This window comes from Thermostichus sp. MS-CIW-38, assembly GCF_054058415.1.
On record NZ_JBSSAH010000003.1, the window covers coordinates 44586 to 70395 of the forward strand.

Sequence of the window (25810 nt, forward strand, 5' to 3'; positions counted from 1 at the left end):
ACCATGGCAACCTTAGGGATCAGACAGATCCAAAAGAATCTCAAACCCAAAAGGGAGGCTAGATCTGGGCCTGTTCCAACAGGGTTTGCAGCTCTTCCAGGGCCAACTGGGCCGACTGGGCCTGCTGGTAAAGGGATTGCACCACCTCAGCGCTGCTCTGGGCCGATTGCAGTGTGGATTGGCTCTGGCGCTGGATACGCTCTGCCAAGCTGCGAATACGGTTGCTGGCCTCAGTGGTTCGCCCGGCCAATTTGCGGATCTCCTGGGCAATGGCTCCAAAGCCACCGGCACCACCGCTGCGGTTGGCCTCTACAGCCGCATTGAAAGAGAGCAGGCGAATGTATCCTGCCACCTCTACGATCAAATCCACGATGGTGTTGATCTCCTTGAGTTCGCGGGATAGCTCCTGGTTGTTGTCGGCAATTTCCTGGAAGAGGGTGCGCACCGCTTCTACCCCAGCAAAGGTGGCGGCAAAGGTGGATTTGCCCTTCTCCGAGAGGATCGAGCTAATCTCGATGATGCGGGCGTTAAGGCAAGCCAACTCCTCAGAGCGCTGTTGGGCCCGGCGACGTTCCATATCTAGGGCCAGGTTTTGGCTGAGGATCTCGGCTTTTTGTCGCTCCAGATCCCGGGCATACTGGAGGCTGCGGTTTTTTTCCTGCTCCAGCTCTGCCAAGATCCTTTTCATCTCTTCCTGCTGCTCCTGTAGCTTGCGCTGGGTGGCCAGATGCACCTGGGCCTGGGCCACCAACAACACCGGCACATCGAGAAGGCGGTAGTCCTGGGATCCCAGTTGAACCACCACGGGGTCATAGATGGTCTCTTCGGGCCGTTGGAAAGCTCGGTCGGCTGCTTGGATGACATCGCAGTCGCCGGGGAGCAAGAGAAAATCCCGGCTATGGAACTCTACCATGGAGCTGATGGGCCGCTTCAAAAACACATCCAGGCCGTAGGGCTTGCTGAGCATCCACTCCAGAATGGCGCGGCGGGTCAACATTCCCCGCACCTGTGACCGCTCGTCCAGCACGATGACTCCTGAAAGGCTGCTGTCATCTTCTAGGCGGCGCACCACGTTCTCACAAGGGGTGGACTCGCTCACCTGAAACTCCACCAAGGCCAAATCGCGCAGCTTGGTGTTGATCGATAGGGTGGGAGTGGGTGGATTTGTCAGGGGAGCCATCACAGGGATCCTCGGCACACGTTGGGTACAGATGGGTTGGATGCTAATGTGTAGAGCAACACAAAAAGTCGGCCCTAAATCGGCCTTTGATGGGGTGATTCCTGCAGAAAATCGACCACCTTCAGTTTGCCCTGGGATCCCACCTTTTGCCCATAAGATTCTGCGGGATTGTACGGGAAGGATGGCCTGGGATCCCTTCTTTGCGGTTTGCTGGGACGGATCCCTTTGAAGCTGGATTTAGCGGGTTTCTGGATAGCGGTGGTAGATTTCCAGAATTTCGCTGCGTCCTCGGTTAAAGGCGGCCACCACTTGCGGGTCGAAATGGCTGCCGCTGTTGTCTTCTACAAACTGAAAGACCTCATTCAAAGCCCAGGCTTCTTTGTAGGGGCGACGGCTGGCCAAGGCATCGAATACATCGGCCAAGGCCACAATCCGTCCCTCTAGAGGGATCCCTTCTCCTTTGAGGCCGCGCGGATACCCACTGCCGTCGAACTTCTCGTGGTGGGTCAGAGCGATGATGGCGCTCTTTTTCATCAGCTCGGAGTCGGACTTGCTGAGGATCTCATAACCAATCTCAGGGTGACGGTTCATGATCTGCCGTTCTTCTGGGGTCAGGCGCCCCGGCTTTTGCAAGATGGCATCGGGGATCCCGATTTTGCCCACATCGTGCATGGGACTGGCGTAGAAGATCAGCTCTTGCTCATGGCTGGAGAGGCCCAAGTGCTTGGCGATGATGCGAGAGTAGTTGCTCATCCGCTTCAGGTGAAAGGAGGTATCTTGATCCCGGTATTCTGCGGCCACAGACAGACAGAAGATGGTCTCGAAGTGGGCAGATTTGAGCTCTTCCCGCAATTGGACGTTTTGATAGGCAACCGCCGCCTGGGAGGCTAGGGCTTTTGCCACGCTGACTTCCAGCTCAGAAAAAGGTTGGCTCCACTCAGCCACCTGGTCAGGAGCTAGGGGGGTGGGGTGATCCGGCTTTAGGCGGTTCAACAGTTGTAGGGCGCCGAGGATCTTTCCTGAGGGATCCCGCATGGGCACAGTGAGCAAGGAGCGGGTGCGATAGCCGGTTTGCCGATCCACCTGTGGGTTAAAGGCATAGGGCCGGTCGGCGGGCAGGTGGTAGACATCTGGCAGATTCAGGCTCTCCCCGGTGAGCACCACATAGCCCACAATGCTGGAAGGGCTGAGGGGCAGGCGCAGATCCCGCAGCTCCTCATGGCGGTTGACCACGAAAAAGCGCAGTTCCTCCCCCTCTCGGACAAAAAGGCTGGCCCCATCACAGTGGGTCAGTTCTCGGGCTTGAGCAACAATCAACTCCAGCAGCCGCTGCAGATCCGTTTCTGAGGAGAGGGCAATCCCCACCTGAATCAGACGCTGGCTGAGGTGCAGGGCATCCGAGGCATCGAATTCGGTTGTGCTGGGGTGAAGACCGAAGGGGGTGGGCAGGCTCATAGCAGGGTTGGTCAGAAGCGTTCACATTAAGCGTTCACAATAAACAATGGCGGAGTCATTCGCCCCCAAGAGTTCTCCTGCCGCCGGCTGGGTATCCGAACCTCCGGGGCGACCAGCAGCCCAAAAACACGCCAACACCACTCAAAGCAGCGATGCCTTACTTTAGCTCGAGGAGGCGAGAAACGTTGTGACCCAGGTCAAGCCCAAGGGAACCGATGAGATTTCCCTGCAGCTCGTTGTGGGCCTGGGCAATCCCGGCCCTCAATACGCCAATACCCGCCACAATTGCGGCTTTATGGTGGTGGATCGGCTGGCGCAGCGCTGGGGGATCCCGTTGGTTTTGGAGAAGCGATTCCAAGGTAGCTACGGAGAGGGTTTGGCTCTGGGGGGGAAGCGGCGCTTGCTCAAGCCGGAAACTTATATGAACTGTTCCGGCCAATCGGTGCGGGCGGTGCTGGATTGGTACAAGTTAGATCTCGCCTCTGTGCTGGTGGTGTACGACGACATGGACTTGCCGCTGGGTCGTCTGCGCCTGCGGGGATCCGGTTCTGCCGGTGGGCACAACGGCATGAAGTCCATCATTCAGCACTTGGGGAGCGAAGGGTTTCCGCGGCTGCGTTTGGGGGTGGGCAAACCCAGGGGCAGCCAAGATGTGGTCGGGCATGTGTTGGGGGGATTTGCGCCTGCAGAACAAGAGGTGCTGGAGCGGGTGTTGAATACGGCGGTAGAGGCCGTGGAGTGCTGCTTGCAAGAGGGACTGAGGACAGCCATGAACCGCTTTAATCCTCTGGATCTGTCTGGGCCATCGTCCGATTTGGATGGATCCAACCCTGCACCGGGCCAAGGCGAGGCTTCCTCCTGAGGAGCAGCTTGTCCTGGATTGCCGGTTCTGAGGGGTTTTCCAGGAGCGGGGTGATAAGGGCTTCGTCCCCCTGATGCAAAGGGATGAAGGGCAATACTCCAGATAAGTATCAATTATCTGGAGTATAAGAGTGCCTACCTGGGCGTTGCCAACAGTTCCCAAGGGAGGTTAGCTTCTATAACGGTCTTCCAGCAGGAGGGCGAAAGGAATGGGAACGGCAGCGTTCCCACCAGGGCCGGCCCGAGACAAAAAGCTGTTCATCATTTGAGGGTGAGATCTTGCTGTTGAACAACCTAGATTCAGTGTTGCTTGCCGTCGAAGCCGCTGCCCCCCTTGAACCGGAAGGGGCTGCCAATCTTTTACCCCTGATCCTGGTAGCGGTGCTGATGGCTCTGGTGGTCATCTATCTGGCCAGCCGTATTGCCGGAGAAATCGCCGTTCGCCTGAGTTTTCCCCCCGTGTTGGGAGAACTGCTGGGGGGCGTCGCGGTAGGGGCCTCCGCTCTGGGGTTGCTTGTCTTCCCAGAAGGACAAGTTTCCGGCCAAGAGCTGCACACCTTGGCTCAATCCTCAGCACTGATGCAATTTCTGCAAGCCACTGCCGGACTCGACGAGGGATCCCTGGTACAGGTGTTCTCCTCCCAAAGCCAGATCATCGACATCCTCTCCGAGATCGGGGTGATCGTCCTTTTGTTTGAAATCGGCCTCGAGTCGGATCTGGCCGAGCTGTTGCGGGTCGGCCCTCAAGCCGCAGCCGTAGCCGTCATCGGGGTCGCTGTGCCTTTCCTGGCCGGAACCCTGGGCTTGCTCTACCTGTTTCATGTGCCCGTTATCCCCGCCATATTTGCCGGCGCTGCCCTCACAGCAACCAGCATCGGCATTACCGCCCGCGTCTTGGCCGAGCTGCAAAAACTCACCTCCCCAGAGGGGCAAGTGATCATTGGTGCCGCCGTCTTGGATGACGTGTTGGGCATCATCATCTTGGCCGTAGTGGCGGGCTTGGCCAAAAACGGAGAAGTCAACCTTTCCGATATTGGCATCATCATCCTCAGTGCCATCCTCTTCTTGGTCGGCTCTATTGTTCTGGGGCGCCTTCTCAGCTCCTACTTTGTGGCCCTTCTCAACAGCCTGAAGACCCGAGGTAACCCCCTTCTGCCCGCCCTCGTGCTGGCCTTTCTGCTGGCTTATGTGGGGCAAATCATTCATCTAGAAGCGATTTTGGGCGCCTTTGCCGCTGGCTTAATCTTGGCCGAAACCGAGAAACGGCAAGAGCTGGAAGAACAGATCAAGCCCATTTCCGACCTACTGGTGCCCATCTTCTTCGTCTGCGTTGGGGCCAAAACCAACCTTGCCGTACTCAACCCCACCCTCCCCGTCAACCGAGAGGGGCTGATCATTGCCGTCTTCTTGATCGGAGTTGCCATTGTGGGCAAGCTAGCAGCGGGCTTGGGGGCCTTTGGCAAGCCGGGCATCAACCGCTACGCCATCGGAGTGGGCATGATTCCCCGGGGTGAGGTGGGCCTGGTGTTTGCCGGTGTGGGGGCCGCCAGTGGGGTTCTCTCCGATGCCCTCGATGTCAGCATTATCGTCATGGTGATTGCCACCACCTTTGTCGCTCCCCTCTGGCTGCGGGGAGTGTTGATTGGGGAAGCCAACTCCCCCTCCCTCCTGGACTTGCAGGCAGAAGCGTCAGAGCAAGAGCGCAAAGGCGGCGCCGACGAGACCGCGTCATCGCTCCCAGACTCAGAACGGGTGGGCATCCCCGAGGGTTAAGTTATCTCAGCTTCCCCCTCAAACGCCCCCAGAGCGTCTGCAACAGCAGCCGCAGCGGATTGCGGCGTTGAGGCTTCACGTCAATTCTCTCCGTCGTCTCCTCTTGGGGCAAAATTGCCTGCATCGAGGGCGGATCAAACCGCTGCATGGTTGTGGAGCGCCGATCCACCACCTCCGCCTTCACGCTGCGAAAGCTTACAGACTGGAGATACCGCTGAAAATCTTCGTCTGACAACTGGCGAATGCAGTACTGCATCCGCACCTGATTCCCCAACAGGATCTGATCCCCATCCTTGAGATCCCAGCTCAAACATCTCTGCCCATTCACCGAGACGCCGTTGGTGCTGCGCTTGCCCTCGATATTGCCGTCCAGCAGCCGGTAGGTATACTGGCCATCTTTTTGGGGTAGCCGCAGCAGCAGCGCGTGTTGCCGGGAAACCGCCGCCGAATCGATGACAATCGCATTGCTGGGATCCCTGCCGATGGAATAGGTGGCAGCACTGAGGGCCACAGCCCGCCGTCCTTGTTCATCATCGATCACCAACACATGCCAGATTTGGGAGGGGGAAGACTGTGCGCCGGTAGCCATGGTCTGGGGCCTTGAGGGGGAGCTGGGTTGACCGTCGAAGTTGCAGTACAGGCTCCTTTCCCGTTAGCGGGCTGGCAGCCACACCTCAGCCATTGCCCAACCCTCGGCGAACCGCTGTGGGAAGAAGCTCAACGAGGGGGAGACTCGGCAAGAGAGGGGCTTTCCCCCATAATAGTAAGGCAGAGCTTCTGCAAAAAAGAGGATAGCTGAAACGTGAACACGACTCCAACCCCAACTCTCCTCGAAGCCCTTCCCCCGATCTACCCCGGCGTTGCCGTGCGGGTCATCAACCCCAACGACACCTACTACTGCTTTGAGGGCCAGGTACAGCGGGTTACCGACAACCATGCCGCTGTCCTCTTTGAAGGCGGCAACTGGGATAAATTGGTCACCTTCCGCCTCACAGAATTGGAAGTGGTGGACAAATCCCGCCCCTAGCCCTGCTCTCCCCTGTCCCTTTTGGCATCTCCCCATGCGCAGCCATTGGCAGGAACCTTTCCTCTGGATCCATGCCGCCGGCATCCTCCTCTTCCCCTTGTGGGTGGGGCTGACCCTGATCGGGCTGGCCACAGGGGATCCCCTCCTGCCGGTGGGGGCGGAGCAGGCTTGGGTGGCCGTGGTGGGCATTGGGCCGGTCTTTGCCCTGCAGTGGCGCAAGCCATTGGATATCTTCAGCCTGTGGGTGGCCTCTGTCCCCCCGGAAGAACTCACCCTCGAGCAGCGCCGCATCTTGGCCGCCTTCCTCAGCCCCGAACATAAGATTTTGACGCTGTTGGCGGCAATCCTGATGCTGGAAGTCGGTGAGCGCCTCTACGACTTTGCCCCCCTCTTTGCCCCGCTCACCCCTGGCAACGGCACCCGCCTGGCCGGCCTGGCCATAGCCGCCTTCGGGTTTTGGGGATCCAACCTATTCTTGCAGATCCCCATTGCAACGATACGGGTACTCCTCCTCAGCGAGCCGGAGCTGGCTCAAATGGATCCCGTCCCCGTCGAAGAGATCGAAAGCCGCTTCTCCGTCCTCGGCGATCGCCGCAGCCCACTCCTGCAACGGCTGTTGCGCCGCATCTCCAGCCAGGATTCAGAAGGCACCTCGAAAGACCAAAAAGACAAGGTTAAAAACAGAGCGGCAGAAAACCCCCAGCCGGAATCCGAGAAGCGGGATCCCTCTGGGGAAGTTGCCATGCCGGCCCCTGAAACTCCCCCCGATCCCACCTAAGGCAAGCTTCCGCAAAAGCTGTAGCTCAATGTTAGATTGGAAGCAATCCAAGTAGATTGGAAGCAATCCAAGCCCTGTGAAATCCAACCATCGGCATTCCCCTGATCTTCGAGGCTACCGCACCGGCAATGGCGAGCAACTTTTCTTTCCGCTTCAAGCAATTTACCCAACGCCTCAGAGAAACCACCCAACTTCCCCAGTTTTTCACCGATCAAGCCACCAGTGAAACCCAAAACCTCGCTCGGGAGTTGGCTTTGGTTGGGGAATACGCCACTCAGCTTAGCCAAGTGGTGATGGAGGTGGACTTTCTCAACCAGCTCTACACCCGTCTTTTGAACGAGCGGGAAGTGTTGCAGCAGGAAAAAGATCACTTGGAAGCGCGGGTCTTTGAGTTGCAACAGGAACGCAACGAGACGGAGCCCCAGGTGATGTATTTGCGAGAGCAGCTCAGCCAGGCCAGCTTTCAACTGGAACAAACTCAAAACCGGGAACGCAGCCTTAGCGAGCGAGAACGACAGTTGTCGGAAATTGTAGCCCAACTGGAGCGACGGCGGGCTGTACTCAACCAAGCCATCGAAAACCTCACCAATCAAGAGGCCGATTACACCGTTCGCACCAAAGAACTGGAGGCGGTCGTCCAGGAAAACGAAAAGAAAGCCAAGCAGTACCTGGAAGCTGCCAACCACTACCGCGCCTACCTGGAAGAGCTCAATGCGCAAGTGCAAGAAACGCAAGCCAAGCTGAGAAGCCTTGGTGTCGAGCCCAAGCCCGCCGACCTGCCTCGACTTGAGGATCTGGAAAAACCCACCCCCATCCCAACGCCACCCCCTGCCTACACGCCTCCTCTCCCCCAACAGCCCCCTCCACCCCAGCAGAGTGGCTATTGGTCAGATAGTCCCTTCGACGACGACCCCTGGGGATAGACCGTCCTGCCAGGATCTATAAGCCAGCTTTGCGATAAAGCTCAGTCCTCTCTGCCCTAACCGGCCTTGGGAGGGCCTGGGTGGTCACATACCCTGGAAGAAACCTGTTGCAAGGGATCCGCAGGATCTCCAGAATCAGTACGAGGATCCCGATCCTCGACATTCAATCCTTTCCTGCCCGGCCAAACCTATGGAACCGACCCTGCCGGATTTACAGGCCCTCAGCCAATGGGATCGACAGTTCTGCCAGTTTGCTGAGCAGCAACAGCTCCTCAAGCCCAAACAACTGGCTCTGGCCCTGAAGATCCAACGGCAGCAGCACGGCCCTCTAGCCTTGATCCTCTGGCAGTTGGGCTTTGTGGGCCTGCAACACCTGGCTCAGTTCTGGGAAAAAATGCCCAGCGAAGCCGAGTCCGAACTGCTCGAGGACAGGGCCTGCGGTGGATGAAAGGTGCCCCCTTCCCCCACTCGCTTTTCCGCCAGAAGAGAAGAAGCAAGCAGATCCCTCTTGCTACCCAACGCTGTCGCCACCAGGCAGCAGATCCTTGGGATCCTCCGGCGGCGGCAAATGCGCCAGATCCACAGGTGAAGGGGATCCCCCCAAAATTCGCACCTGGATCCCCTTGATCACGACATAGAGCACCGGCACCACCAGCAAACTGAGCATTGTCGAGACGAACATGCCGCCGATCACCGCCGTGCCCAGCGACTGACGGCTGGCTGCCCCTGCGCCCGTGGCCACTGCCAGCGGGAAAATGCCAAGTATGGTGCTCAAGGCCGTCATGAGAATCGCGCGGAAGCGGGTCTCTGCCGCCTGCACTGCAGCCTTAACCAGTGGGATCCCTTGGGCAACCAACTGGTTGGCAAACTCCACAATCAAGATGGAGTTTTTGCTGGCCAGCCCGATCAACATCACCAACCCGACTTGGCAGAAGACGTCGTTGGTCAAGCCCCGCAGCAGTTGCGCCAAAAGAGCCCCAAGAACCGCCAGCGGCACCGCCAACAAAATGATCAAGGGATCCACATAGCTCTCAAATTGCGCCGCCAGCACCAGGAAGACGAACACCGAGCCCAAAGCAAAGATCAGCGGCGCCTGTCCTCCCGACTCGATTTCTTCCAGCGACAGGCCCGACCACTCGAAGCCAAACCCCTGCGGCAACAACTGGGCGGCTAGAGTTTCCATAGCCCGAATCGCTTGCCCTGAGCTAAAGCCCGGCAGGGCGCTGCCCTGAATTTCCACCGAGCGGAAGAGGTTGAAGTGGTTGATGATGGCCGGGCTGGTGGTCTCCTCCACCTGAACCAGGGTGCTCAACGGCAAGAGCTGCCCCTGCCCACCCCGCACGTAGAACTGGCCGATGCTTTCCGGGTTACCTCGGAATGCTTGATCCGCCTGCACATAGACCCGGTAGTTGCGGTTGAACAGGTCGAAATCATTGACGTAGGTGCCCCCCAGCAGCGTCTGCAGCGTGCCGAAGACATCCAACAGAGGGATCCCCAACAACTGGGCCATTTCCCGATCCACCTGTACTTCTAGCTGCGGCGAATTGGCGTTGAAGGTGGGCGGGTTAATCCGCAAGCCCAAGGGGGGTTGGCCCGGCGGGGGCGGCGAGTTGCCCACAAAAAACAGGGTGTTGGCCGTCTGCTCCAAGAGGTTGAAATCGTTCACCCCCCGATCCTGAAGCTGGAAAGTAAACCCGCCCGCAACCCCCAAATTGGGAATGGCCGGCGGCAGGATCGGGATCACCAATGCGCGGCTGATCCCGCCCAAAAAAGGCCCAAATAGCCGGTTGACAATCGCTTGCGCCGATTGCTCCGGTTGCCGCCGCTCTTCCCAGGGCTTGAGGGTGGCAAAGATCAGCCCATTCCCCGGCGAGGGCCCGGTAAAGCTGAACCCCCCCACGATCACCCGATTTTCGATCTCAGGGATCCCCTCCAAAATAGCGGCGGCCTGCCGGATCACCCTGTCGGTATAGTTGAGGGAAACCCCCGGCGGCCCCTGGACAATGGTGATGAAAAAGCCCTGATCCTCATCCGGCACAAACCCCGTCGGCACAATTTGGAACAGCCAGTAGGTGAGGCCCAAACAGGCAATAAACCCCGTCACCACCAACAGCCGCAGCTTCACCACCAGCTCCAGCAGGCGGCAGTAGGCCGCTCGGATCCCTTCCACGGCGCGGTCAAACCAGCGCAGCAGCCAAAACATCTGCTCTGAGCGGGGGCGAATTAGCAGCGCCGACAAAGCCGGAGCCAAGGTAATGGCATTAAACGTGGACAGCGAAACCGACACGGCAATGGTGACGGCAAACTGCTGGTAGATGCGACCGCTGGTGCCAGGAAAGAAAGCAACAGGCACAAATAGTCCCAGCAGCACCAGCGTCGTGGCGATCACCGCCCCCAACACCTCATTCATCCCCGCCGAGGCCCCCTGCAGAGGCCGCATGCCGCGGTCGCGGATGTAGCGGGAGATATTCTCCACCACCACAATGGTGTCGTCCACCACCAAGCCAGTGGCCAGGGTGAGGCCGAACAGAGTCAAAGTGTTGATGGAAAAGCCAAACAGGCGCACAAAGGCGAAGGTCCCCAGCAGCGCTACCGGGATGGTGATGGTGGGAATGAGGGTGATGCGCCAATCCTGCAAAAAGATAAACAGCACCAACACCACCAGGCCAATCGCCTGCAACAGAGTGAAAATCACCTCCTGCACCGACTCGGTAATGAACAGGGTGGCGTCGAAAGGGATCTCGTAGATCAAGCCGGGCGGAAAACTCTCCGCCAGCTGCGCTAACGTCTGCCGCACCTGCCGCGACACCTCTAGGGCGTTGGCATCCGGTTGTTGGGTGATGGCGATCCCCACCGCCTCCTGCCCTCCGATGCGGAAGAACGTATCGTAGCTTTGGGCCCCCAGCTCTACCCGGCCCACATCGGCAATGCGCACCAAGCTGCCATCGGCGTTGGCCTTGAGAACGATCTGGGCGAACTCCTCCGGCTGCGACAGCCGCCCCGTGGCCTGGACGCTGATCTGAAACTCCTGATCCGGGGGGCTGGGCTGGCCGCCAATTTGGCCGGCGGGCACCTGGATATTCTGCTGGCGCACTGCGTTTACCACATCCAGAGCTGTCAGACCATAGCTGGCCAGCCGCGTCGGATCCAGCCAGATGCGCATGGCATAGGTGCGCTCCCCGAAAATGATGACATCGCTGACGCCGCGGATGCGCCGCAAAGCATCCCGCACAAACAGCTCCGCGTAGTTGCTCAAAAACAGCTCGTCGTATTCCCCCGCCTCTGAGCGCAGCGCCAACACCAGCACAAAGGCGCTGTCGCCGGCCTTTTCCACGCTGATGCCGTTTTGGATCACCTCCGCCGGCAGCCGGCCCTGGGCCCGCGCCACCCGGTTCTGCACATCCACAGCCGCCGTGTCCAGATCCCGATCCGGGCTGAAGGTAACGGTGATCTGGCTGGTGCCGTTGCTGCTGCTCACCGAGGCGATAGACCGTATACCCTCGACGCCGTTGATCTCCTGCTCCAGCACATTGGTTACCGCCGTCTCCACCGTCTCGGCGTTGGCCCCAGGATAAACAGCAGTCACCCTCACCGCTGGCGGCGCCACCTGTGGGTAGTAGTCCACCGGCAGTAGGGGAATGCTCACCGCCCCCACCAGCACGATCAGGATGGAGCAGACGCTGGCAAAAACAGGGCGGCGAATGAAAAAGTCAACAAACATAGTCCAGCACAGTGAGGAGTGAAAGGGGATAGCTGAGTTGGGAAACCGCCGGAGAGAGGACCTAGGGCGGGGATCCAGGAGGTCTCCCTCCCCCTTGTGGCTGCATCCTCTGCTGAAAAAGCACCTCATCGACAATCGGGGCACCATCGCGGATTTTCTGCAGGCCGCTCAGCACAATTGGCTCATTGGCCTCCAAACCCTCCAGCACCTCATAGCTGTTTCCGTAGATGGATCCCAGCTGCACCGGCCTTTGCACCGCCACCGCCCCCGGGGGCATGCCCTCTGCTGGCGGCTCCGTTGTCTGCACCGTGTAGACAAAGGTTTGCGCCCCCAAGCGGGCCACCGCCGTCACCGGCACCAGCAAGGCCGGCCGCTCCTCCCAGATGACCCGAGTCCGCACAAACTGGGCCGAGCGCAACTGGCCGGCAGGGTTCTCCAGAAGAGCCTTGGCCAGCACCGATTGCGTGGCGGCGTTGGCTTCGGGAGCAATGAAAGAGATTTGGCTGCTGCCGATCACCTCGCCGCGGCTATCCAGGATCTGCACCGGCGTGCCAATGCGCAGCTGGGGGGCCCGCTGCAACGGGATGTTGAGGTTGAGCTCCAGCGCCTGGGTTTGGGTCAAGGTGGTCAAAACCGTCTGAGGCGTCACGTAGTCCCCTTGCCGCACCAAAACATCCCCCACAATGCCGGCAAAGGGAGCTGTAACCTGGAAAAACTGCAGTTGCACCTGTTGCCGCTCCGCCTCGGCCTGGGCTTGCTGCACCTCCCGCTCTGCCCGCAAGATCGCGGCCTCCTGAGCGCGGATCTGCTCCTGTTGCGCCGCCAAAGCCGCCTCCGCCTGGCGCAGGTCGCGGCTGGATTGATCCGCTTGCGCCTGGCTGATGGCCCCCTCGGCCAAGAGGCGCAGGTTGCGCTCGTGCTGCTCCCGGGCAAACTCCGCCGCTGCCTCCAGCCGCAGCCGATCCGCCCGCAACTGGCTGAGCACGGCCCGGCCGCTCTCCAGGTTGGCTTGGGCTGCGGCAATCCCCGCCGTTTGGCCGGCCACCGCCGCCTGTTGCTGCCGGCTGTCGATCTCAAAGAGAGGGGCTCCGGCAGCCACCTGGGATCCCAGCTGCACCAACACCCGAGTCACCTGTCCGCTCACCTGGGGCCGGATACTGGCCACCTGCTGGGATCCGAGGCTGGCCATGAACTCTGAAGTCTCTTCGATTTGCTGTTCCTCTACCCTGCCGACGGCCACTGGTGTGGGTTGGCCTTCTCCGCCCCCTTCACCCCCCATGCTGCGAGGTGGCCCGCCGGACCGGCAAGCAGCTACCAAGAGAGAAAGGCACAACAGCGGCAGAGCTGTTCGCAGTTGCATCGTGAACCTGCCTCCCTAACGGCTATCCCAACAGAGGGATCCCACCTCTGCATTGACTCAATCAACCAGGGTACTGAGACTGTGCCCTGCTGCGCCTGTGCAAAAGCGCTGGCCATCCTTCCCAATCCAGAGCTAGGGTGGATGCGTGACATCCTCCCGGCGCTCGTCCTGTGGATAGAGCGCGGGCCACCCTTCCCGTCAGCAGGACGGAGTCCTTACCTCGCGGTCGGGCATTCCTGCCCCACGCCACTTGTCTGGGTCTACAACCCCCGACAGACCGACTGAACAGGCAGTTTCCCTTCCCCAGCCTCCCTGGCTACTGCCAGCTTGCAAAACAAGTCTAATCCACAGGGAACGGTGCATCGGCAGGCAGGATGGACTCCTGCACCCAGGAACCCCTGTCCACCGGCCAAGAGCAAGATGCTATCCACTCGTTGATTTCCGGCAAAGTGTAGTTGTATACGTCCCGGCCAATCTCCAGCCACGCCAACAGCAAGGCCTCCGTCCCGCTGACGCGAGCGGCTTGTTGGCAGGCATCTGGATCAATCCGGTGCTTGTAGGTTACACCAGCATAAGTAGGTTTTGCTACAGATTTCGCTCAGAGGTATGGCGGGGATCCCTGTATCCCGGTGCTCACCCTGCGGGTAGAGTGCAGGACTGATTGCCCCTGCACCTCCGTTAGTTAGCAGATGCGGGATCCTCACCAGTGCGCCGTTGGCCACAGTCTACGGCCCGCTTTGCGAATAGCCGTTTGGGCCATCCCAATCCCAAAGGATCCCATCTCTGCACCCCAAAGTTGCCAAAGTTGAATGAAGCTTATGATTCAAGCCGAGCCAAAAAGATTCGGCACAATGGGGAGAGCCATTTCACCAAGCTGTTGAGGACATCGCTATGGCCTACAAACTCTGGATCGACGGCCAATGGGTCGATAGCCAAGGGGGGGGCCTGATGACCATCGAGAACCCGGCCACCGGCGAGAAACTGGCAGAGGCGGTGGATGCCAGCCCTGCCGATGTGGATCGGGCGGTGCAGGCCGCCCAAACAGCCTTCTACGATGGCCGTTGGTCGAAACTCACCCCCGGCGAGCGATCCCTGGCCCTCTGGAAATTGGCAGATCTGATCGAGGCTCGTGCCCCAGAACTGGCTCGTGTGGAATCGGAAAACACCGGCAAGCCCTACGAGTTCCTCAGCTTAGGGGGAGATTTGCCGTTTGCGGTGGATAATCTGCGTTTCTTCGCCGCTGCCGCCCGCGACATCCATGGCTTTAGCGCCGGGGAATATGCCAAGGGCTACACCTCCCTCTTTCGCAAAGAGCCGGTGGGGGTGTGCGCTCAAATTACCCCCTGGAACTATCCGCTGATGATGGCCGTCTGGAAGATCGGCCCCGCCCTGGCCGCCGGCTGTACGGTGGTGCTCAAGCCCGCTCCTGCCACCCCCCTGACCACCCTGATGCTGGGAGAACTGATCGCCGAGGCTGGGATCCCGCCCGGGGTAGTCAACATCGTTACCGGAGGCAATGCCACCGGCCAAGCCCTGGTGGAGCACCCCCAGGTGCGCATGGTCAGCCTTACCGGCTCTACCGCCACCGGCAAGCAGGTGATGCGGACAGCGGCAGATACCCTGAAGCGGGTGCATTTGGAACTGGGGGGCAAAGCGCCGTTTATCGTCTTCGAGGATGCGGACGTAGAGACCGTTGCTGCCAAGGCCACATTTGCTGCCACCGTCAATACCGGCCAAGACTGTACGGCAGCCACCCGCGTCTATGTGCACGAGAGCAAGCTGGCGCAGGCGCAAGAGGCCATTGTAGAAGCCATGCGCAAAGTAACGGTGGGATCCCCTTTCGAGGCGGGAGTGGAGATGGGGCCTTTGGTCTCAGCAGCCCAGCGGGAGCGGGTGATGGGATTTGTGGAGCGGGCCAAAGCAGAGGGAGCCAAGGTGCTGACCGGCGGTCGGATCCCTTCCCAGCTTGCCCAGGGCTACTACTATGAACCCACGGTGATTGCCAATGTCGATCAAAAAGCGGAGATCGTACAGAGTGAGGTTTTTGGGCCGGTTCTCACGCTCGGCTCGTTTCGCGAAGAAGCGGAAGCGCTACGCTTGGGCAATGACGTCCTATACGGGCTGGCGGCTTCTGTGTGGACTCAAGACATCGGACGAGCGATGAGGTTGGCCGCCGATCTGGAGTTCGGCACCGTCTGGATCAACGACCATATTCCCATTGCCTCTGAGGCCCCCCATGGCGGCTTTAAGCAATCGGGATTTGGCAAAGATCTCTCGGCAGAAGCGGTGCGCGACTACCAAATCACCAAACACGTGATGATTGCAACCCGCTGAAGTGATGCCCATTTTGAACAGAAGATGACCACCAAACAGCGGCGGCTCACCAGGGGTATTCCCAGTCGCCGTAGGCCATTGGTGGCCTTGATTCCGACCTACCCCTTCCCCTTGGGAGAGGGCTTGGGGAACTGTCTGGAGCCGGTTTGGAACCTCCCCAGAAAATCTCAGTTGCAAAGGCGGTGCGGAGCACTCAAGCGATAGACTGGGGTGTACAGCTCCCGCTCCGCTGCGAATCTGCTCGATTGAACCGTTGCTCGCCAAGCCTACCCGCCAACCATGGGATCCGCAACTCTATCCGCTCCTTGTACCTTTCCCCTCACCGCTGTAGTGGGGCAACAGGCGGCCAAGCTGGCTCTGCTGCTGGCAGCAGTGGATCCCAGCCTAAGGGGTGTGGTGCTGGTGGGGCCTCGCGGCACCGCCAAGTCGGTTTTGGCCAGAGGGATCCACGCCTTGCTACCGCCCATCGAGGTGATTGCGGGATCCTATTGCAACGACGATCCAGCGCAGCCGGATACCTGGTCCGACTGGGCCAAGGCTCGCTACCCAGCCGGAGAGGTGCCGCCCACCCAAGTGATATCGCCCCCCTTTGTCCAGGTTCCCCTGGGCGTCACCGAAGATCGGCTGCTGGGATCCGTCGATGTGGAGGCCTCCATCAGGCAGGGGGAAACGGTCTTCCAGCCAGGGCTCTTGGCTGCTGCCCACCGGGGCGTGCTCTATGTGGATGACATCAACCTCTTGGACGACGCCATCGTCAACTTGTTGCTGACGGTGGTGGGGGATGGGGTCAACCGCCTGGAACGGGAGGGGCTGAGTCTGCAACACCCCTGCCGGCCTCTCTTGGTGGCCACCTACAACCCCGAAGAGGGATCCCTGCGCCCCCACCTGCTGGATCGCCTGGCACTGGTGGTGCCGGTGGGGCAGGAGCTGAGCCTAGAAGAGCGAGGGGAAATTGTCCAACGGGCAACGCAATTTGTCGATGCTCCCGAGCCCTTCCTGGCCGAGCACCAGGCGGAACTGGAGGAAATCCGCACCCGCATCCTCCTGGCGCGGGAGTGGCTGCCCCAGGTCAAGCCGCAGCGGGAACAGCTCCTCTACCTGGTGCAGGAGGCCATCCGCGGCAACGTCCAAGGGCACCGGGGAGAACAATTTGCCCTGCGAGCCGCCTGTGCCCTGGCGGCGCTGGAGGGGCGGGATCGCCTCCTGGCCGAGGATCTGCAGCAGGCCGTGCAGCTGGTGCTGCTGCCCCGCGCCCGTTACGACCCCGACCAGCCCCCGCCTCCCCCCCCATCCCAATCCCAACAGCCCGATCCTTCCCCAAGCAATTCCGACGACACCGGCGAGGACCAGGAGGAGACGGATCCCCAGCCGGAAAGCCTCAGCCTGCCGCAGGAGTTTTTTTTCGATCCTGAGCAGGTGGCCCTGGACCCGCGCCTGCTGGCCTTTGCCCAGTCCCTCAACCAGCAGGGAAAAACGGGATCCCGCAGCCTGGTGTTCAGCGCCGACCGAGGCCGCTACGTCAAGCCCATCCTGCCCCAGGGATCCAACCCCCGCGTTGCCGTCGATGCCACCTTGCGAGCTGCTGCCCCCTATCAGAAAAGCCGCCGCCAGCGGCAACCGGGACGTAGCGTGATTGTGGAGCCGAGCGATATCCGCGCCAAAAAGCTGGTTCGCAAGGCCGGAGCCCTGGTGATCTTTGTGGTGGACGCCTCCGGCTCCATGGCCCTCAACCGCATGCAAGCGGCCAAAGGTGCCGCCCTGCGCCTGCTCACCGAGGCTTACCAAAACCGTGACAAGGTGGCCCTCATCGCCTTTCGTGGGGAAACTGCCGAAGTGTTGCTGCCCCCCACCCGCTCCATCGAGCTGGCCCGCCGCCGTCTGGAATCCCTGCCCTGTGGCGGGGGATCCCCTCTTGCCCATGCCCTCACCCAAGCCGTGCGCATGGGAGTCAATGCCCGCACCGCTGGCGATGTAGGTCAGGTGATGCTGGTGGCCCTCACCGATGGCCGGGCCAACATTCCCCTCAGCCGCTCCTTGGGACGGAGCGACAGCAAAAGCCAGTTGGGAGCGGATCCCATCGACCTCAAGCAAGAGCTGCGGGAGATCGCCCTGCGCATCCGCGCCCTGGGGTTGAAGCTGCTTTTGATCGATTCCCAAAGCCGCTTTGTAACCACCGGCTTCAGCGCCGAGCTGGCGGAATTGGCGGGCGGACGGTACTTTCATCTGCCCCGTGCCACCGACCAGGGGATCGCAGCCGTGGCCCGCTCGGCCATGCAGGAAGGACGCACCTACTCCTGAGAGAACAGCCTCTCTGTCGGCGGAGGTTGTAACTTTTCTTAATGGTTGGTTATGATCCCTGTAGGCGAACTTCACCTTGTCCCATGGCTACAGGACTCCTGCCCCAACTTTCCCTCCAGAATCCCATGGCTGTCGATTGGGTTAGCCGAGGGGTAGGTGCAGCCATTCGTGCCCTCTTTAAGCAGGCAGAGCGACTAGAAGCGCGCGTGCGAGTGGAGCCTGTTGCCAAATTGTTGCAGGGTCGTATCGACAGCTTTGAACTGTTGGGCCAGCATCTGCAGATGTACAACGGCCTGAGGCTTTCGGCTCTGGAGCTATTCTGCAATGCGGTGGCCATCGATTTCAGCCAAATTTGGCAGGGGAAGATCAAGCTGCGCCAGCCAGTACAGGCCACAATGCGCGTGGTGCTGAGCGAAGACGATCTGGTGCAATCGTTTAACACACCTTTTGTGCTGAACAGGCTGGCCCTGGTGGGACAGGATGGCAGCCCCCTATCCTTCCATCACGTCCATATCAGCATCACCCCGGCGCGGCGACTGCAATTCCAGGCAAATGTACAGCAGGGAGAAGCCAGGGCTTTCCGCGTCGGTTTTTCCGCCCAGGTTGAGGTGCTGGAGCGGCGTCGCATCCGCTTTACAGATCCAGTGTTTGAAAGCGGTACAGAAGAGGAGCTAGCCTTGAGCCAAGCTTTGGTACGCTGCCTGAATGAGCTTCTGGATTTGGATCGGCTGGCCTTGCGCGGCACTGAGCTGCGGGTCGATCGGGTGAACTTACAGCCCCAGCAGATGATCCTGTACGGCAGTGCCACCCTAGCGCAATTTCCCACACGCCAACCCCAATGGGAAAGTGCTTGACAGCCTTTGGAAGGGCGGCTACGCTCAATAGTGGTGAGGAGTGAAGAGAAGAAGCCTCTGGGGTCGAAACACGGACAGACGCCCAGGGGTTTTTTCATGTCCTAGGAGCTTAAGTGCTCTGCATTATAGTCATCTTGAATAGGAATAAAACATTTTCGTTCATTGCTCTCTAACTCCCCTCTCCCAAAAAGAGAGGGGCTTGGGGTGGTCGCGGAAGCGGCGCAGAGCGCTTGGGGAGTGTCTCAATCTAGTTTGAAATGGCTATAAGATGGCCATAATTGCTCGACGTTGGTCATGCCCGGGGATCAAGCTGCCTTTGCTGTGATGTCCGCAGCTTTGCCAACCGGAATACGGCGCGGCTTCTCTAGCTCTAAAGAGTGGGGCAGTTGGGTATCCTAAAAGCTGGGGCTACAGCATCCCTCCTGTTCAGAAGGATGAAGTGGCTCAAAACACAAGGGTCGTTCTGGGATCAAAGAACTCTTCAGCCTTGACCGTGAGGGGATGTTCATTCTTCCGTACCATTGGTTCATTATTTAAGCAGGTCTTGTCAAAGCGAGCGCACCGAGTTTGAAACAGCAACCACTCCGCGTACTTGAGTTTTGGCGCCGCCGCTTTCCCCACAGCTTGCGCACCCAGGTGGCATTGGTCATTGCCAGCCTTTCGTTCGTCCCCAACTTGGTTTTCATCCTGTCGGTGCAGTGGATCTGGCCCGACACGCAGTTCAGCACTGAAGGGATCCTCCTGCTGCTGCTGTGGATCCCGTTGCTGGCGGTGCTATCGGCGGTGGTGGGCTATGCTCTGTCCTCCATGATTTTGCGCCCCCTCACCCTGCTGGCCCGCGAGTTGGCTCATTTGGAAACCTTGATTAACCAGCCCGCCCGTTGGAATCTGCTGCTCCGCCCCGGGGATCCCCAGGAAGCCCTGATCTTGCGGCAGGCTTTTGCCCAGTTGCTGCGCCAGATCCAGATCGATCAAATGCGGCGAGAAGCCTTTACCGCTACCCTCGTTCACGACCTCAAAACCCCCCTCATCGCCTTTGGGCACCTGCTGAGCGCCTTTAAACAGGATCAACAGCTCGAGCCGGAGCAACGTCGCGCTCTGCTGGATCGCATCCTGCAGGAAAATCAACACAATCTCTCTCTGGTGCAGAAAATGGTGGAGGCTCACCGCCTGGAGCGGGGAGAGATCGAGTTGCATCCTCGGCCTTGTGATCTGGGATCCCTGGCCAGAAAGGTGGCCGAGCGCATGGGATCCCTGGCCCAGGAGCGGGGGATCGATCTGCGAGTCGAAGGAGAAGGGTGGGGCAACGCCGATGAGGCAGAGCTGGAGCGGGCGCTGGTGAATCTGGTGGACAACGCCTTGCGCTACGCACGCCATGCGGTGGTGTTAATCGTCAGCCCCCACCAGATCCAGGTGCAGGATGATGGCCCCGGCTTGCCGGCTCCCCTAGAAGAGTTGGCCCAACCCTACGTGACCCAGCCCATTCACATTGCCGGCCACCACTACCCAACCGGCTCAGGAGGTCTGGGGCTATATATCGCCAGGCGCATCCTGCAGGCCCACGGGGGGGACTTGCGGTTGGTCGAGACGGGATCCCAAGGGACTGCTCTAGCCCTGGTGTTGCGCTAACCCAATAGATTGGTGCTGAACAAGACTGGTGTAGTCATTTTAAGTGACATACTCCCGCACTCATGTTGATGCAAAGCGCTCCGCGCCGCTAAAGCGAGAGAGTGCGGGCTTCCCAGTGACTCCGGTTAGCGCTCCGCGCCGCTAGCGCGAAAAGGACATTTCCTGGGCTTAAGGACTACGTCCCGCTAACGCGAAAAGGACGGGATGCCCCGCCCCTGTACTTGATGTCTATAGCGGCAGTGTATAAAACCCCGCTACTTTTTATGGCACCAGTAAGGACAAAACATCATGTCCCCGCCTTTCATCCCGACCCTCACCCTGGATAGTGAATAGTGGATAGTGGTTAGTGGATAGTGACTATTCACTATTCACTAGCCACTAACTAATAGAGGGCGGGGCTTCCCGGCGGTGTAGCTAGCGGTAACTAACGGGGGTGCAGGGGCAATCAGTCCTGCACTCTACCCGCAGGGTAAGCACCGGGATACAGGGATCCCCGCCATACCTCTGAGCGAAATCTGTTGAGCGAAATCTGTAGTAAAACCTACTTATGCTGGCGGTAACCTACAAGTACCGGATTGATCCAGATGCCTCTTGCTCTTGTCCGGTGGACAGGGGTTCCTGGGTGCAGGAGTCCATCCTGCCTGCCGATGCACCGTTCCCTGTGGATTAGACTTGTTTTGCAAGCTGGCAGTAGCCAGGGAGGCTGGGGAAGGGGAACCACCTGTCCAGTCGTTTTGTCGGGGGTTGTAGACCCAGACAAGTGGCGTGGGGCAGGAATGCCCAGCCGCGAGGTAAGGACTCCGTCCTGCTGACGGGAAGGGTGGCCCGCGCTCTGTCCGTAGGACGAGCGCCGGGAGGATGTCACGGTGCATGAAGGGTGGGATCCTCTGCACAAGCGTTCGTGAGGTTGGGTTCATGTCTTCCGTGCTGTGGCAAGCGATTGGGTATGCCTGTGGGATCTCGCTGGGGCTCCTAGGCTTGGTTGCCCTGGTCAACGTTCTTGTGGGGTGGCTGGATCGGCAGACCTCAGAGACTCCGGAGGAGCCGACCGAGTCGCCAGAACCCTGCAGCACAACGGAGGGATCCCCGTCGGCATGAGTGACAGGGTTCGCGTTCACGTCTGGGTACGGGGGCGGGTTCAGGGGGTGGGGTTTCGCGCCCACACCGAAGCCATGGCCCGCAATGCCGGTGTTGGCGGCTGGGTGCGCAACTTGCGGGATGGTCGCGTCGAGGCCGTTTTTGAAGGATCCCCTGCTGCGGTGGAGGCCATGCTGCGCTGGTGCCAACAGGGCAGCCCCGGTTCGGTTGTGGAGGCCATTGAGCAACGTTCCGAGCCGCCGGAAGGTCTACCCACTTTTGAGATTCGCCCTACCGTTTGAGGAAGTTTCGCTGTTCTGAGGATCTGCTTCAAGCTGGGCTGCTCCGGCCTCGTCCTGGGTTCTGGGCTGCCGTCCCCAGAAACTGTCTGTGAGCTGGGATCCCCAAGGTCGCACTAGAATGGTTACACCGCCAGTTTTTCCTATCCCATGACTGTTGCTGCCCCCGCCAAAGTGCAATACGAAGCTGTGATTGGGCTGGAAGTTCACTGCCAGCTCAGCACTCGCTCCAAGATCTTCTCCAGCAGCGCGACAGCCTTTGGCGCTCCCCCCAACACCCAGATTGACCCCATCTGCATGGGCCTGCCCGGCACCCTGCCGGTGCTCAACGAAAAGGTGCTGGAGTACGCGGTCAAAGCGGGTTTGGCCTTGAATTGCACCATTGCCCCCTACAGCAAGTTCGACCGCAAGCAGTACTTTTACCCCGACTTGCCCAAAAACTACCAAATCTCCCAATACGACCTGCCGATTGCTACCCACGGCTGGATTGAGATCCAGCTCAGCGACGGTCGTACCAAGCGCATCGGCATCACCCGTCTGCACATGGAAGAAGATGCGGGCAAGCTGGTCCACGCTGGCAGCGACCGCCTATCGGGATCCAGCTACTCTTTGGTGGATTTCAACCGGGCGGGGGTTCCCCTCATCGAGATCGTCAGCGAGCCGGACATCCGCAGCGGGGAAGAGGCAGCCGAGTATGTGCAAGAGCTGCGCCGCATCCTGCGCTATGCCGGGCTGTGCGATGGCAACCTGCAGGAGGGATCCCTGCGCTGTGATGTGAACATCTCGGTGCGTCCGCTGGGATCCCAGACCTTTGGCACGAAGGTGGAAATTAAAAACATGAACTCCTTCAACGCCATCCAACGGGCCATCGAGTACGAGTTCAACCGCCAAGTCAAGGCTGTGGAGGCAGGCGAGCGGATCGTGCAAGAGACCCGCCTCTGGGAAGAAAACAGCCAGCGCACCATCAGCATGCGCAAGAAAGAGGGATCCAGCGACTATCGCTATTTCCCCGAGCCCGATCTGCCGCCCATTCGCGTTACCGAAGCGCAGAAAACCCGCTGGCAGGCAGAGCTGCCGGAATTGCCCGGTGTGAAGCGGCGACGTTATCAGGAGGTGTACGGCCTCTCGGTGTACGATGCCCGCTACCTCAGCGATGAACGCAACACCGCCGAATACTTTGAAGCCGTGATCGCCGCCGGTGCCGACCCGAAAGCAGCCGCCAACTGGATGATGAGCGACATCGCCAGCTACCTCAACACCCACAAGCTGGACTATCCCGACATTGCCCTGAAGCCGGAAACCCTGGCCGAGCTGATTGGCCTCATCGAGCAGGGCACCATCTCCAGCAAAATCGCCAAGGAGATCCTGCCGGAACTGCTGGAAAAAGGGGGATCGGCCCGCGCCCTGGTGGAAGCTAAGGGCATGACCCAAATCTCGGATAGCGCTCTGCTGGGGCAGATGATCGCCGAGGTGCTGGCAGAAAACCCCGAGCAACTGCAGCAGTATCGGGGGGGCAAAACCAAGCTCTTCGGCTACTTTGTCGGGCAATTGATGAAAAAAACTCAGGGACGGGCAGATCCAAAGCTGGCCAACGACCTGCTCAAGCAACACCTCGACGGCTAGCTCCAAGCATCGGTGAGGGAATAGCCCAACTCCTGCATCATGCGCCGCAGCAGGGGCAAGCTCAGCCCGATAACATTGCCGGGGCACCCCTCGATCCGCTCCACAAACAGGCTGCCGCGGCCATCGATGGCAAAACAGCCAGCACAATTGAGCGGCTCACCGGTGGCCACATAGGCGCGGATTTCCTCGTCGCTGGGCTTGGCAAAAAACACCCGCGTCACCGCATAGTGGGTGAGGCGGCGGTTCTGCTTCGTGTCAATCAAGGCATGGCCTGTGTAGAGCTCTCCCACTTCGCCCCGCATTTGCCGCAGGCGCCGTTCCGCCTCCAGAGCATTGGCCGGCTTGCCCAGGATCTCGCCATCTAGGTAGAGCACGGAGTCGGCCCCCACGACCAAGACGGGCTCCCGTTGCTGGGCCGCCACCACTTCTGCTTTTGCCGAGGCCAGCTTCTGGACCAGCTCCACGGGATCTGAGCTTTTGATTTGGCTTTCGTCAAAATAGCTGGGCTGAACGCGAAAAGGGATCCCGGCAGCCTTTAACAATTGGCGGCGGGCAGGGGATTGCGAGGCCAGTACGATAGGAGGCAACATCGACTCAACACCTAATTAACACCCAAAGCCTGGACGTTTGCTTAGGGGAAGTTCGCTCTGTGAGCTAGTTTCCATTAGCTTAGTTAGTATGCGCCTGATGGGCGTTGAAAGGAAACTCTCTCGATATCTTCCCAGCTGGATCCCGTTTGTGACCACTCTCCCCACCCAAGCTGATCTCGATCTTGCCCGTTCCGGGATCCTCCAGCGCTATTGGGGGGATCAAGACACTCCGGAAAGCCGCTGGGTGAACTTGCTGGTGGCGGCGCTGGTTTTCTGTTCGTCCACCTTCTTTGTGGTGGAAACCTATCCCATTCCCCCTGAGGTGCGTCTTGGGCTGGAGCGGGTGGATCGCCTCATTCTCGGCTTGTTTGTGGTGGAATATCTGCTCCGCCTGGCGGCGGCCCCGCAAAAGCTGCGCTACGTCTTCAGCCTCTATTCACTCATCGATTTGCTGGCCATTTTGCCCTTTTTTGCCGGGCTAACCGATATTCGCTTCATCCGCCTCTTGCGCTGGTTTCGCATCCTGCGGCTGCTGCGCTTGGTGGAGGGCAAAACCCTGTTTGGGCAAGTGATCTCCGCCGATAGCCGCATTTTGCTGCGCATTTTCTTCACCCTCTTTGCCATTGTTTTCGTCTACTCTGGGCTGATCTACCAGGTAGAACATCCAGTGAATCCTGGCGCTTTTGCCACCTTTTTGGATGCTTTCTACTTTTCCGTCGTTACCATGACCACGGTGGGGTTTGGGGATCTCACCCCCACTTCTGAGCTGGGCCGGCTGCTGACAGTGTTGATGATCTTGACGGGCATAGCCCTGATCCCTTGGCAAGTGGGGGAGTTGATCAAGCAACTGGTAAAAAGCGGCAACTCGGTACAGTGGGCCTGCCCAGGCTGTGGCCTCTCCCAGCACGATGGGGATGCCCAATTCTGCAAGCGCTGCGGCACACTGCTCTATCCAAGGGATTGAGGCTGTTGGCCAATTTGGGGCAAAGACAGGATAGGCTAGGACGGGTTGCAGGAGGATCTGCGATGTTGGCCCACCCCGAGCTAACCATCCCCGGCAAGCTGAACGTGAAGGCGGGCGTGGCGATGCTGGTTGCCGCCATTGTCCTCGGCTGGATCCTCAGCCAAGTTCAGCCGTTGCCGCTCGCCCCCCAGGAGGCTTCGGGGATCCCTGCCGAGCCCCTCCTCTGGCAGGAGGTGCCCAAACAAAAGTACGCCTGGCACATTTGCTACGCCTTTTTGGGCAACATGGGGTTGATCAACATCGGCGGCGGACTGGCCCTGGTGGTGCTGGGATCCCGCTTTACGGCTGGGCAAATGCTCTCGCAAATTCTCCTGTTGGGGGGAATGCTGCACCCGGCTTCTTGGGCTTTGGTGGCCCTGACGGGGCTGGAAGGGTGGGGCTGGCTGGGTAATGCCGGAGCCGCAGCGGTGGCGGTGGTGGTGATGGTGTTGTTTGTTTACCTGGTCTTGGCCACCTGCCGTTCCCTACAAGCCGTCCGAAGGCTGACCCAATCCCGAACCTGCCGTTAGCCCCAGTTGGGGAAAGCTGAGAAATCGTTTAAGATCGTTAACGGCAACACTCTAAACAACCGGACGGTGCTCTGCATGGCGGTGCAAGAGGAGGTTTTTTTTGAGGGCGGCCCCCACAGTGGCGATTTGGTGTTGAACTCCTTCATTGGGGCTACACTTGTCGGCTTGCCTCTGTTTGTGGGGGCACTGGTGCGTAAGCTGTGGGTACACTATCGGATTACCAATCGTCGCATCACCGTGATTGGGGGATGGGGCGGCAAGGAGCGCTCAGATGTAATCTACGGCGAGATTGCCAAGGTGGTTATGGTGCCCCGTGGCTTGGGCGTGTGGGGAGACATGGTGCTCACCCTCAAGGACGGCAGTCGCCTGGAGATGCGGGCCCTGCCTCGCTTCCGCGAGATCTACAACTACATCAATGAGCGGATCGACGAGAAAGCCAAGCAGGTGAGCGGCCCAATTGGCAAAAAGCGCCGCTCTGCCAAGTCCTGACAGTGC

Annotated in this window: 22 protein-coding genes; 16 read left to right on the forward strand and 6 right to left on the reverse strand. The window is 59.7% G+C overall.

The genetic code is table 11. From position 1 onward, the window contains the following. Nucleotides 1–58: 58 nt before the first annotated feature. A complete protein-coding gene (locus ACVWXZ_RS01830) occupies nucleotides 59–1180 on the reverse strand; it encodes a methyl-accepting chemotaxis protein (protein ID WP_457482073.1) in 1122 nt (373 codons plus the stop codon). Nucleotides 1181–1417: 237 nt separating this feature from the next. After that, nucleotides 1418–2635 carry an HD domain-containing phosphohydrolase gene (locus ACVWXZ_RS01835; protein WP_457482074.1) on the reverse strand — a complete coding sequence of 406 codons (1218 nt, stop codon included), beginning with the start codon at nucleotides 2633–2635 and terminating at the stop codon, nucleotides 1418–1420. A gap of 187 nt (nucleotides 2636–2822) precedes the next feature. On the opposite strand from ACVWXZ_RS01835, the gene pth reads away from it, so the two are divergent. Both pth and ACVWXZ_RS01845 read left to right on the forward strand, forming a co-directional pair. Next, nucleotides 2823–3497: an aminoacyl-tRNA hydrolase gene (gene pth / locus ACVWXZ_RS01840; RefSeq protein WP_457482075.1), complete on the forward strand. Its 675-nt coding sequence runs from the start codon at nucleotides 2823–2825 to the stop codon at nucleotides 3495–3497. A 302-nt stretch (nucleotides 3498–3799) separates the two neighbouring features. Then, a complete protein-coding gene (locus ACVWXZ_RS01845; RefSeq protein WP_457482076.1) occupies nucleotides 3800–5269 on the forward strand; it encodes a cation:proton antiporter in 1470 nt (489 codons plus the stop codon). 1 nt (nucleotide 5270) lies between these two features. Here ACVWXZ_RS01845 and ACVWXZ_RS01850 read toward each other — a convergent pair whose 3' ends face one another. After that, nucleotides 5271–5858 (reverse strand): FHA domain-containing protein, encoded by a 588-nt coding sequence (locus ACVWXZ_RS01850; protein WP_414350303.1) that lies wholly within the window; start codon nucleotides 5856–5858, stop codon nucleotides 5271–5273. Between the two features lie 213 nt (nucleotides 5859–6071). Here ACVWXZ_RS01850 and ACVWXZ_RS01855 point away from each other — a divergent pair, with 213 nt between their 5' ends. The 4 genes from ACVWXZ_RS01855 (at nucleotide 6072) to ACVWXZ_RS01870 (ending at nucleotide 8445) form a co-directional block, all read left to right on the forward strand. Further along, the gene (locus ACVWXZ_RS01855) at nucleotides 6072–6296 is read left to right on the forward strand and encodes an NAD(P)H dehydrogenase subunit NdhS (RefSeq protein WP_011432364.1); all 225 of its coding nucleotides are present in this window, start codon (nucleotides 6072–6074) and stop codon (nucleotides 6294–6296) included. Nucleotides 6297–6330: 34 nt separating this feature from the next. Continuing rightward, a complete protein-coding gene (locus ACVWXZ_RS01860; RefSeq protein WP_457402350.1) occupies nucleotides 6331–7074 on the forward strand; it encodes a low-complexity tail membrane protein in 744 nt (247 codons plus the stop codon). 128 nt (nucleotides 7075–7202) lie between these two features. Further along, on the forward strand, nucleotides 7203–7997 hold the full coding sequence (locus ACVWXZ_RS01865) for a hypothetical protein (protein WP_457402349.1): 795 nt from the start codon (nucleotides 7203–7205) through the stop codon (nucleotides 7995–7997). Nucleotides 7998–8187: 190 nt separating this feature from the next. Beyond that, nucleotides 8188–8445, forward strand: coding sequence for a DUF2949 domain-containing protein (locus ACVWXZ_RS01870; protein WP_011432361.1), 258 nt, complete (start codon nucleotides 8188–8190; stop codon nucleotides 8443–8445). A 63-nt stretch (nucleotides 8446–8508) separates the two neighbouring features. On the opposite strand, the gene ACVWXZ_RS01875 is transcribed toward ACVWXZ_RS01870, so the two are convergent. After that, nucleotides 8509–11718 (reverse strand): efflux RND transporter permease subunit, encoded by a 3210-nt coding sequence (locus tag ACVWXZ_RS01875; RefSeq protein ID WP_457402346.1) that lies wholly within the window; start codon nucleotides 11716–11718, stop codon nucleotides 8509–8511. Between the two features lie 61 nt (nucleotides 11719–11779). Further along, on the reverse strand, nucleotides 11780–13078 hold the full coding sequence (locus ACVWXZ_RS01880) for an efflux RND transporter periplasmic adaptor subunit (RefSeq protein WP_457439508.1): 1299 nt from the start codon (nucleotides 13076–13078) through the stop codon (nucleotides 11780–11782). An 891-nt stretch (nucleotides 13079–13969) separates the two neighbouring features. Here ACVWXZ_RS01880 and ACVWXZ_RS01885 point away from each other — a divergent pair. The 7 genes from ACVWXZ_RS01885 to gatB all read left to right on the forward strand — a co-directional run bounded on the left by ACVWXZ_RS01885 (nucleotide 13970) and on the right by gatB (nucleotide 23192). Beyond that, nucleotides 13970–15412 (forward strand): gamma-aminobutyraldehyde dehydrogenase, encoded by a 1443-nt coding sequence (locus tag ACVWXZ_RS01885; protein WP_011432357.1) that lies wholly within the window; start codon nucleotides 13970–13972, stop codon nucleotides 15410–15412. Nucleotides 15413–15691: 279 nt separating this feature from the next. Then, nucleotides 15692–17710 (forward strand): magnesium chelatase ATPase subunit D, encoded by a 2019-nt coding sequence (bchD, locus tag ACVWXZ_RS01890; protein WP_457482077.1) that lies wholly within the window; start codon nucleotides 15692–15694, stop codon nucleotides 17708–17710. Nucleotides 17711–17835: 125 nt separating this feature from the next. Continuing rightward, the gene (locus ACVWXZ_RS01895) at nucleotides 17836–18564 is read left to right on the forward strand and encodes an LmeA family phospholipid-binding protein (RefSeq protein ID WP_457482078.1); all 729 of its coding nucleotides are present in this window, start codon (nucleotides 17836–17838) and stop codon (nucleotides 18562–18564) included. A gap of 567 nt (nucleotides 18565–19131) precedes the next feature. Further along, a complete protein-coding gene (locus ACVWXZ_RS01900; RefSeq protein WP_011432354.1) occupies nucleotides 19132–20193 on the forward strand; it encodes a sensor histidine kinase in 1062 nt (353 codons plus the stop codon). 915 nt (nucleotides 20194–21108) lie between these two features. Then, complete coding sequence (locus tag ACVWXZ_RS01905; RefSeq protein WP_041436250.1) at nucleotides 21109–21291, forward strand: hypothetical protein; 183 nt, start codon at nucleotides 21109–21111, stop codon at nucleotides 21289–21291. Continuing rightward, nucleotides 21288–21572 (forward strand): acylphosphatase, encoded by a 285-nt coding sequence (locus ACVWXZ_RS01910; protein WP_414351467.1) that lies wholly within the window; start codon nucleotides 21288–21290, stop codon nucleotides 21570–21572. Before ACVWXZ_RS01905 ends, ACVWXZ_RS01910 begins: the two co-directional genes overlap by 4 nt. A gap of 147 nt (nucleotides 21573–21719) precedes the next feature. After that, nucleotides 21720–23192 (forward strand): Asp-tRNA(Asn)/Glu-tRNA(Gln) amidotransferase subunit GatB, encoded by a 1473-nt coding sequence (gatB, locus tag ACVWXZ_RS01915; RefSeq protein ID WP_011432351.1) that lies wholly within the window; start codon nucleotides 21720–21722, stop codon nucleotides 23190–23192. Here gatB and ACVWXZ_RS01920 read toward each other — a convergent pair. Then, the gene (locus ACVWXZ_RS01920) at nucleotides 23189–23782 is read right to left on the reverse strand and encodes a Maf family protein (RefSeq protein ID WP_457402339.1); all 594 of its coding nucleotides are present in this window, start codon (nucleotides 23780–23782) and stop codon (nucleotides 23189–23191) included. The genes gatB and ACVWXZ_RS01920 overlap by 4 nt on opposite strands. Before the next feature lie 148 nt (nucleotides 23783–23930). Here ACVWXZ_RS01920 and ACVWXZ_RS01925 point away from each other — a divergent pair, with 148 nt between their 5' ends. The 3 genes from ACVWXZ_RS01925 to ACVWXZ_RS01935 all read left to right on the forward strand — a co-directional run bounded on the left by ACVWXZ_RS01925 (nucleotide 23931) and on the right by ACVWXZ_RS01935 (nucleotide 25804). Further along, nucleotides 23931–24746, forward strand: coding sequence for an ion transporter (locus tag ACVWXZ_RS01925; protein ID WP_457402337.1), 816 nt, complete (start codon nucleotides 23931–23933; stop codon nucleotides 24744–24746). A gap of 62 nt (nucleotides 24747–24808) precedes the next feature. Next, nucleotides 24809–25315 (forward strand): hypothetical protein, encoded by a 507-nt coding sequence (locus ACVWXZ_RS01930; RefSeq protein ID WP_011432348.1) that lies wholly within the window; start codon nucleotides 24809–24811, stop codon nucleotides 25313–25315. Nucleotides 25316–25390: 75 nt separating this feature from the next. Beyond that, nucleotides 25391–25804: a PH domain-containing protein gene (locus ACVWXZ_RS01935; RefSeq protein ID WP_011432347.1), complete on the forward strand. Its 414-nt coding sequence runs from the start codon at nucleotides 25391–25393 to the stop codon at nucleotides 25802–25804. The last annotated feature ends 6 nt before the right edge of the window (nucleotides 25805–25810 follow it).

Bases quoted from the DNA above. Each gene is read 5' to 3' on its own strand.
- ACVWXZ_RS01850 (WP_414350303.1), bottom strand. From the start codon at position 5,858: ATGGCTACCGGCGCACAGTCTTCCCCCTCCCAAATCTGGCATGTGTTG.
- ACVWXZ_RS01835 (WP_457482074.1), bottom strand. From the start codon at position 2,635: ATGAGCCTGCCCACCCCCTTCGGTCTTCACCCCAGCACAACCGAATTC.
- ACVWXZ_RS01880 (WP_457439508.1), bottom strand. From the start codon at position 13,078: ATGCAACTGCGAACAGCTCTGCCGCTGTTGTGCCTTTCTCTCTTGGTA.
- ACVWXZ_RS01910 (WP_414351467.1), top strand. From the start codon at position 21,288: ATGAGTGACAGGGTTCGCGTTCACGTCTGGGTACGGGGGCGGGTTCAG.
- ACVWXZ_RS01920 (WP_457402339.1), bottom strand. From the start codon at position 23,782: ATGTTGCCTCCTATCGTACTGGCCTCGCAATCCCCTGCCCGCCGCCAA.
- ACVWXZ_RS01935 (WP_011432347.1), top strand. From the start codon at position 25,391: ATGGCGGTGCAAGAGGAGGTTTTTTTTGAGGGCGGCCCCCACAGTGGC.
- ACVWXZ_RS01930 (WP_011432348.1), top strand. From the start codon at position 24,809: ATGTTGGCCCACCCCGAGCTAACCATCCCCGGCAAGCTGAACGTGAAG.
- ACVWXZ_RS01905 (WP_041436250.1), top strand. From the start codon at position 21,109: ATGTCTTCCGTGCTGTGGCAAGCGATTGGGTATGCCTGTGGGATCTCG.
- gatB (WP_011432351.1), top strand. From the start codon at position 21,720: ATGACTGTTGCTGCCCCCGCCAAAGTGCAATACGAAGCTGTGATTGGG.
- ACVWXZ_RS01860 (WP_457402350.1), top strand. From the start codon at position 6,331: ATGCGCAGCCATTGGCAGGAACCTTTCCTCTGGATCCATGCCGCCGGC.
- ACVWXZ_RS01875 (WP_457402346.1), bottom strand. From the start codon at position 11,718: ATGTTTGTTGACTTTTTCATTCGCCGCCCTGTTTTTGCCAGCGTCTGC.
- ACVWXZ_RS01870 (WP_011432361.1), top strand. From the start codon at position 8,188: ATGGAACCGACCCTGCCGGATTTACAGGCCCTCAGCCAATGGGATCGA.
- ACVWXZ_RS01830 (WP_457482073.1), bottom strand. From the start codon at position 1,180: ATGGCTCCCCTGACAAATCCACCCACTCCCACCCTATCGATCAACACC.
- bchD (WP_457482077.1), top strand. From the start codon at position 15,692: ATGGGATCCGCAACTCTATCCGCTCCTTGTACCTTTCCCCTCACCGCT.
- ACVWXZ_RS01895 (WP_457482078.1), top strand. From the start codon at position 17,836: ATGGCTGTCGATTGGGTTAGCCGAGGGGTAGGTGCAGCCATTCGTGCC.
- ACVWXZ_RS01885 (WP_011432357.1), top strand. From the start codon at position 13,970: ATGGCCTACAAACTCTGGATCGACGGCCAATGGGTCGATAGCCAAGGG.
- ACVWXZ_RS01865 (WP_457402349.1), top strand. From the start codon at position 7,203: ATGGCGAGCAACTTTTCTTTCCGCTTCAAGCAATTTACCCAACGCCTC.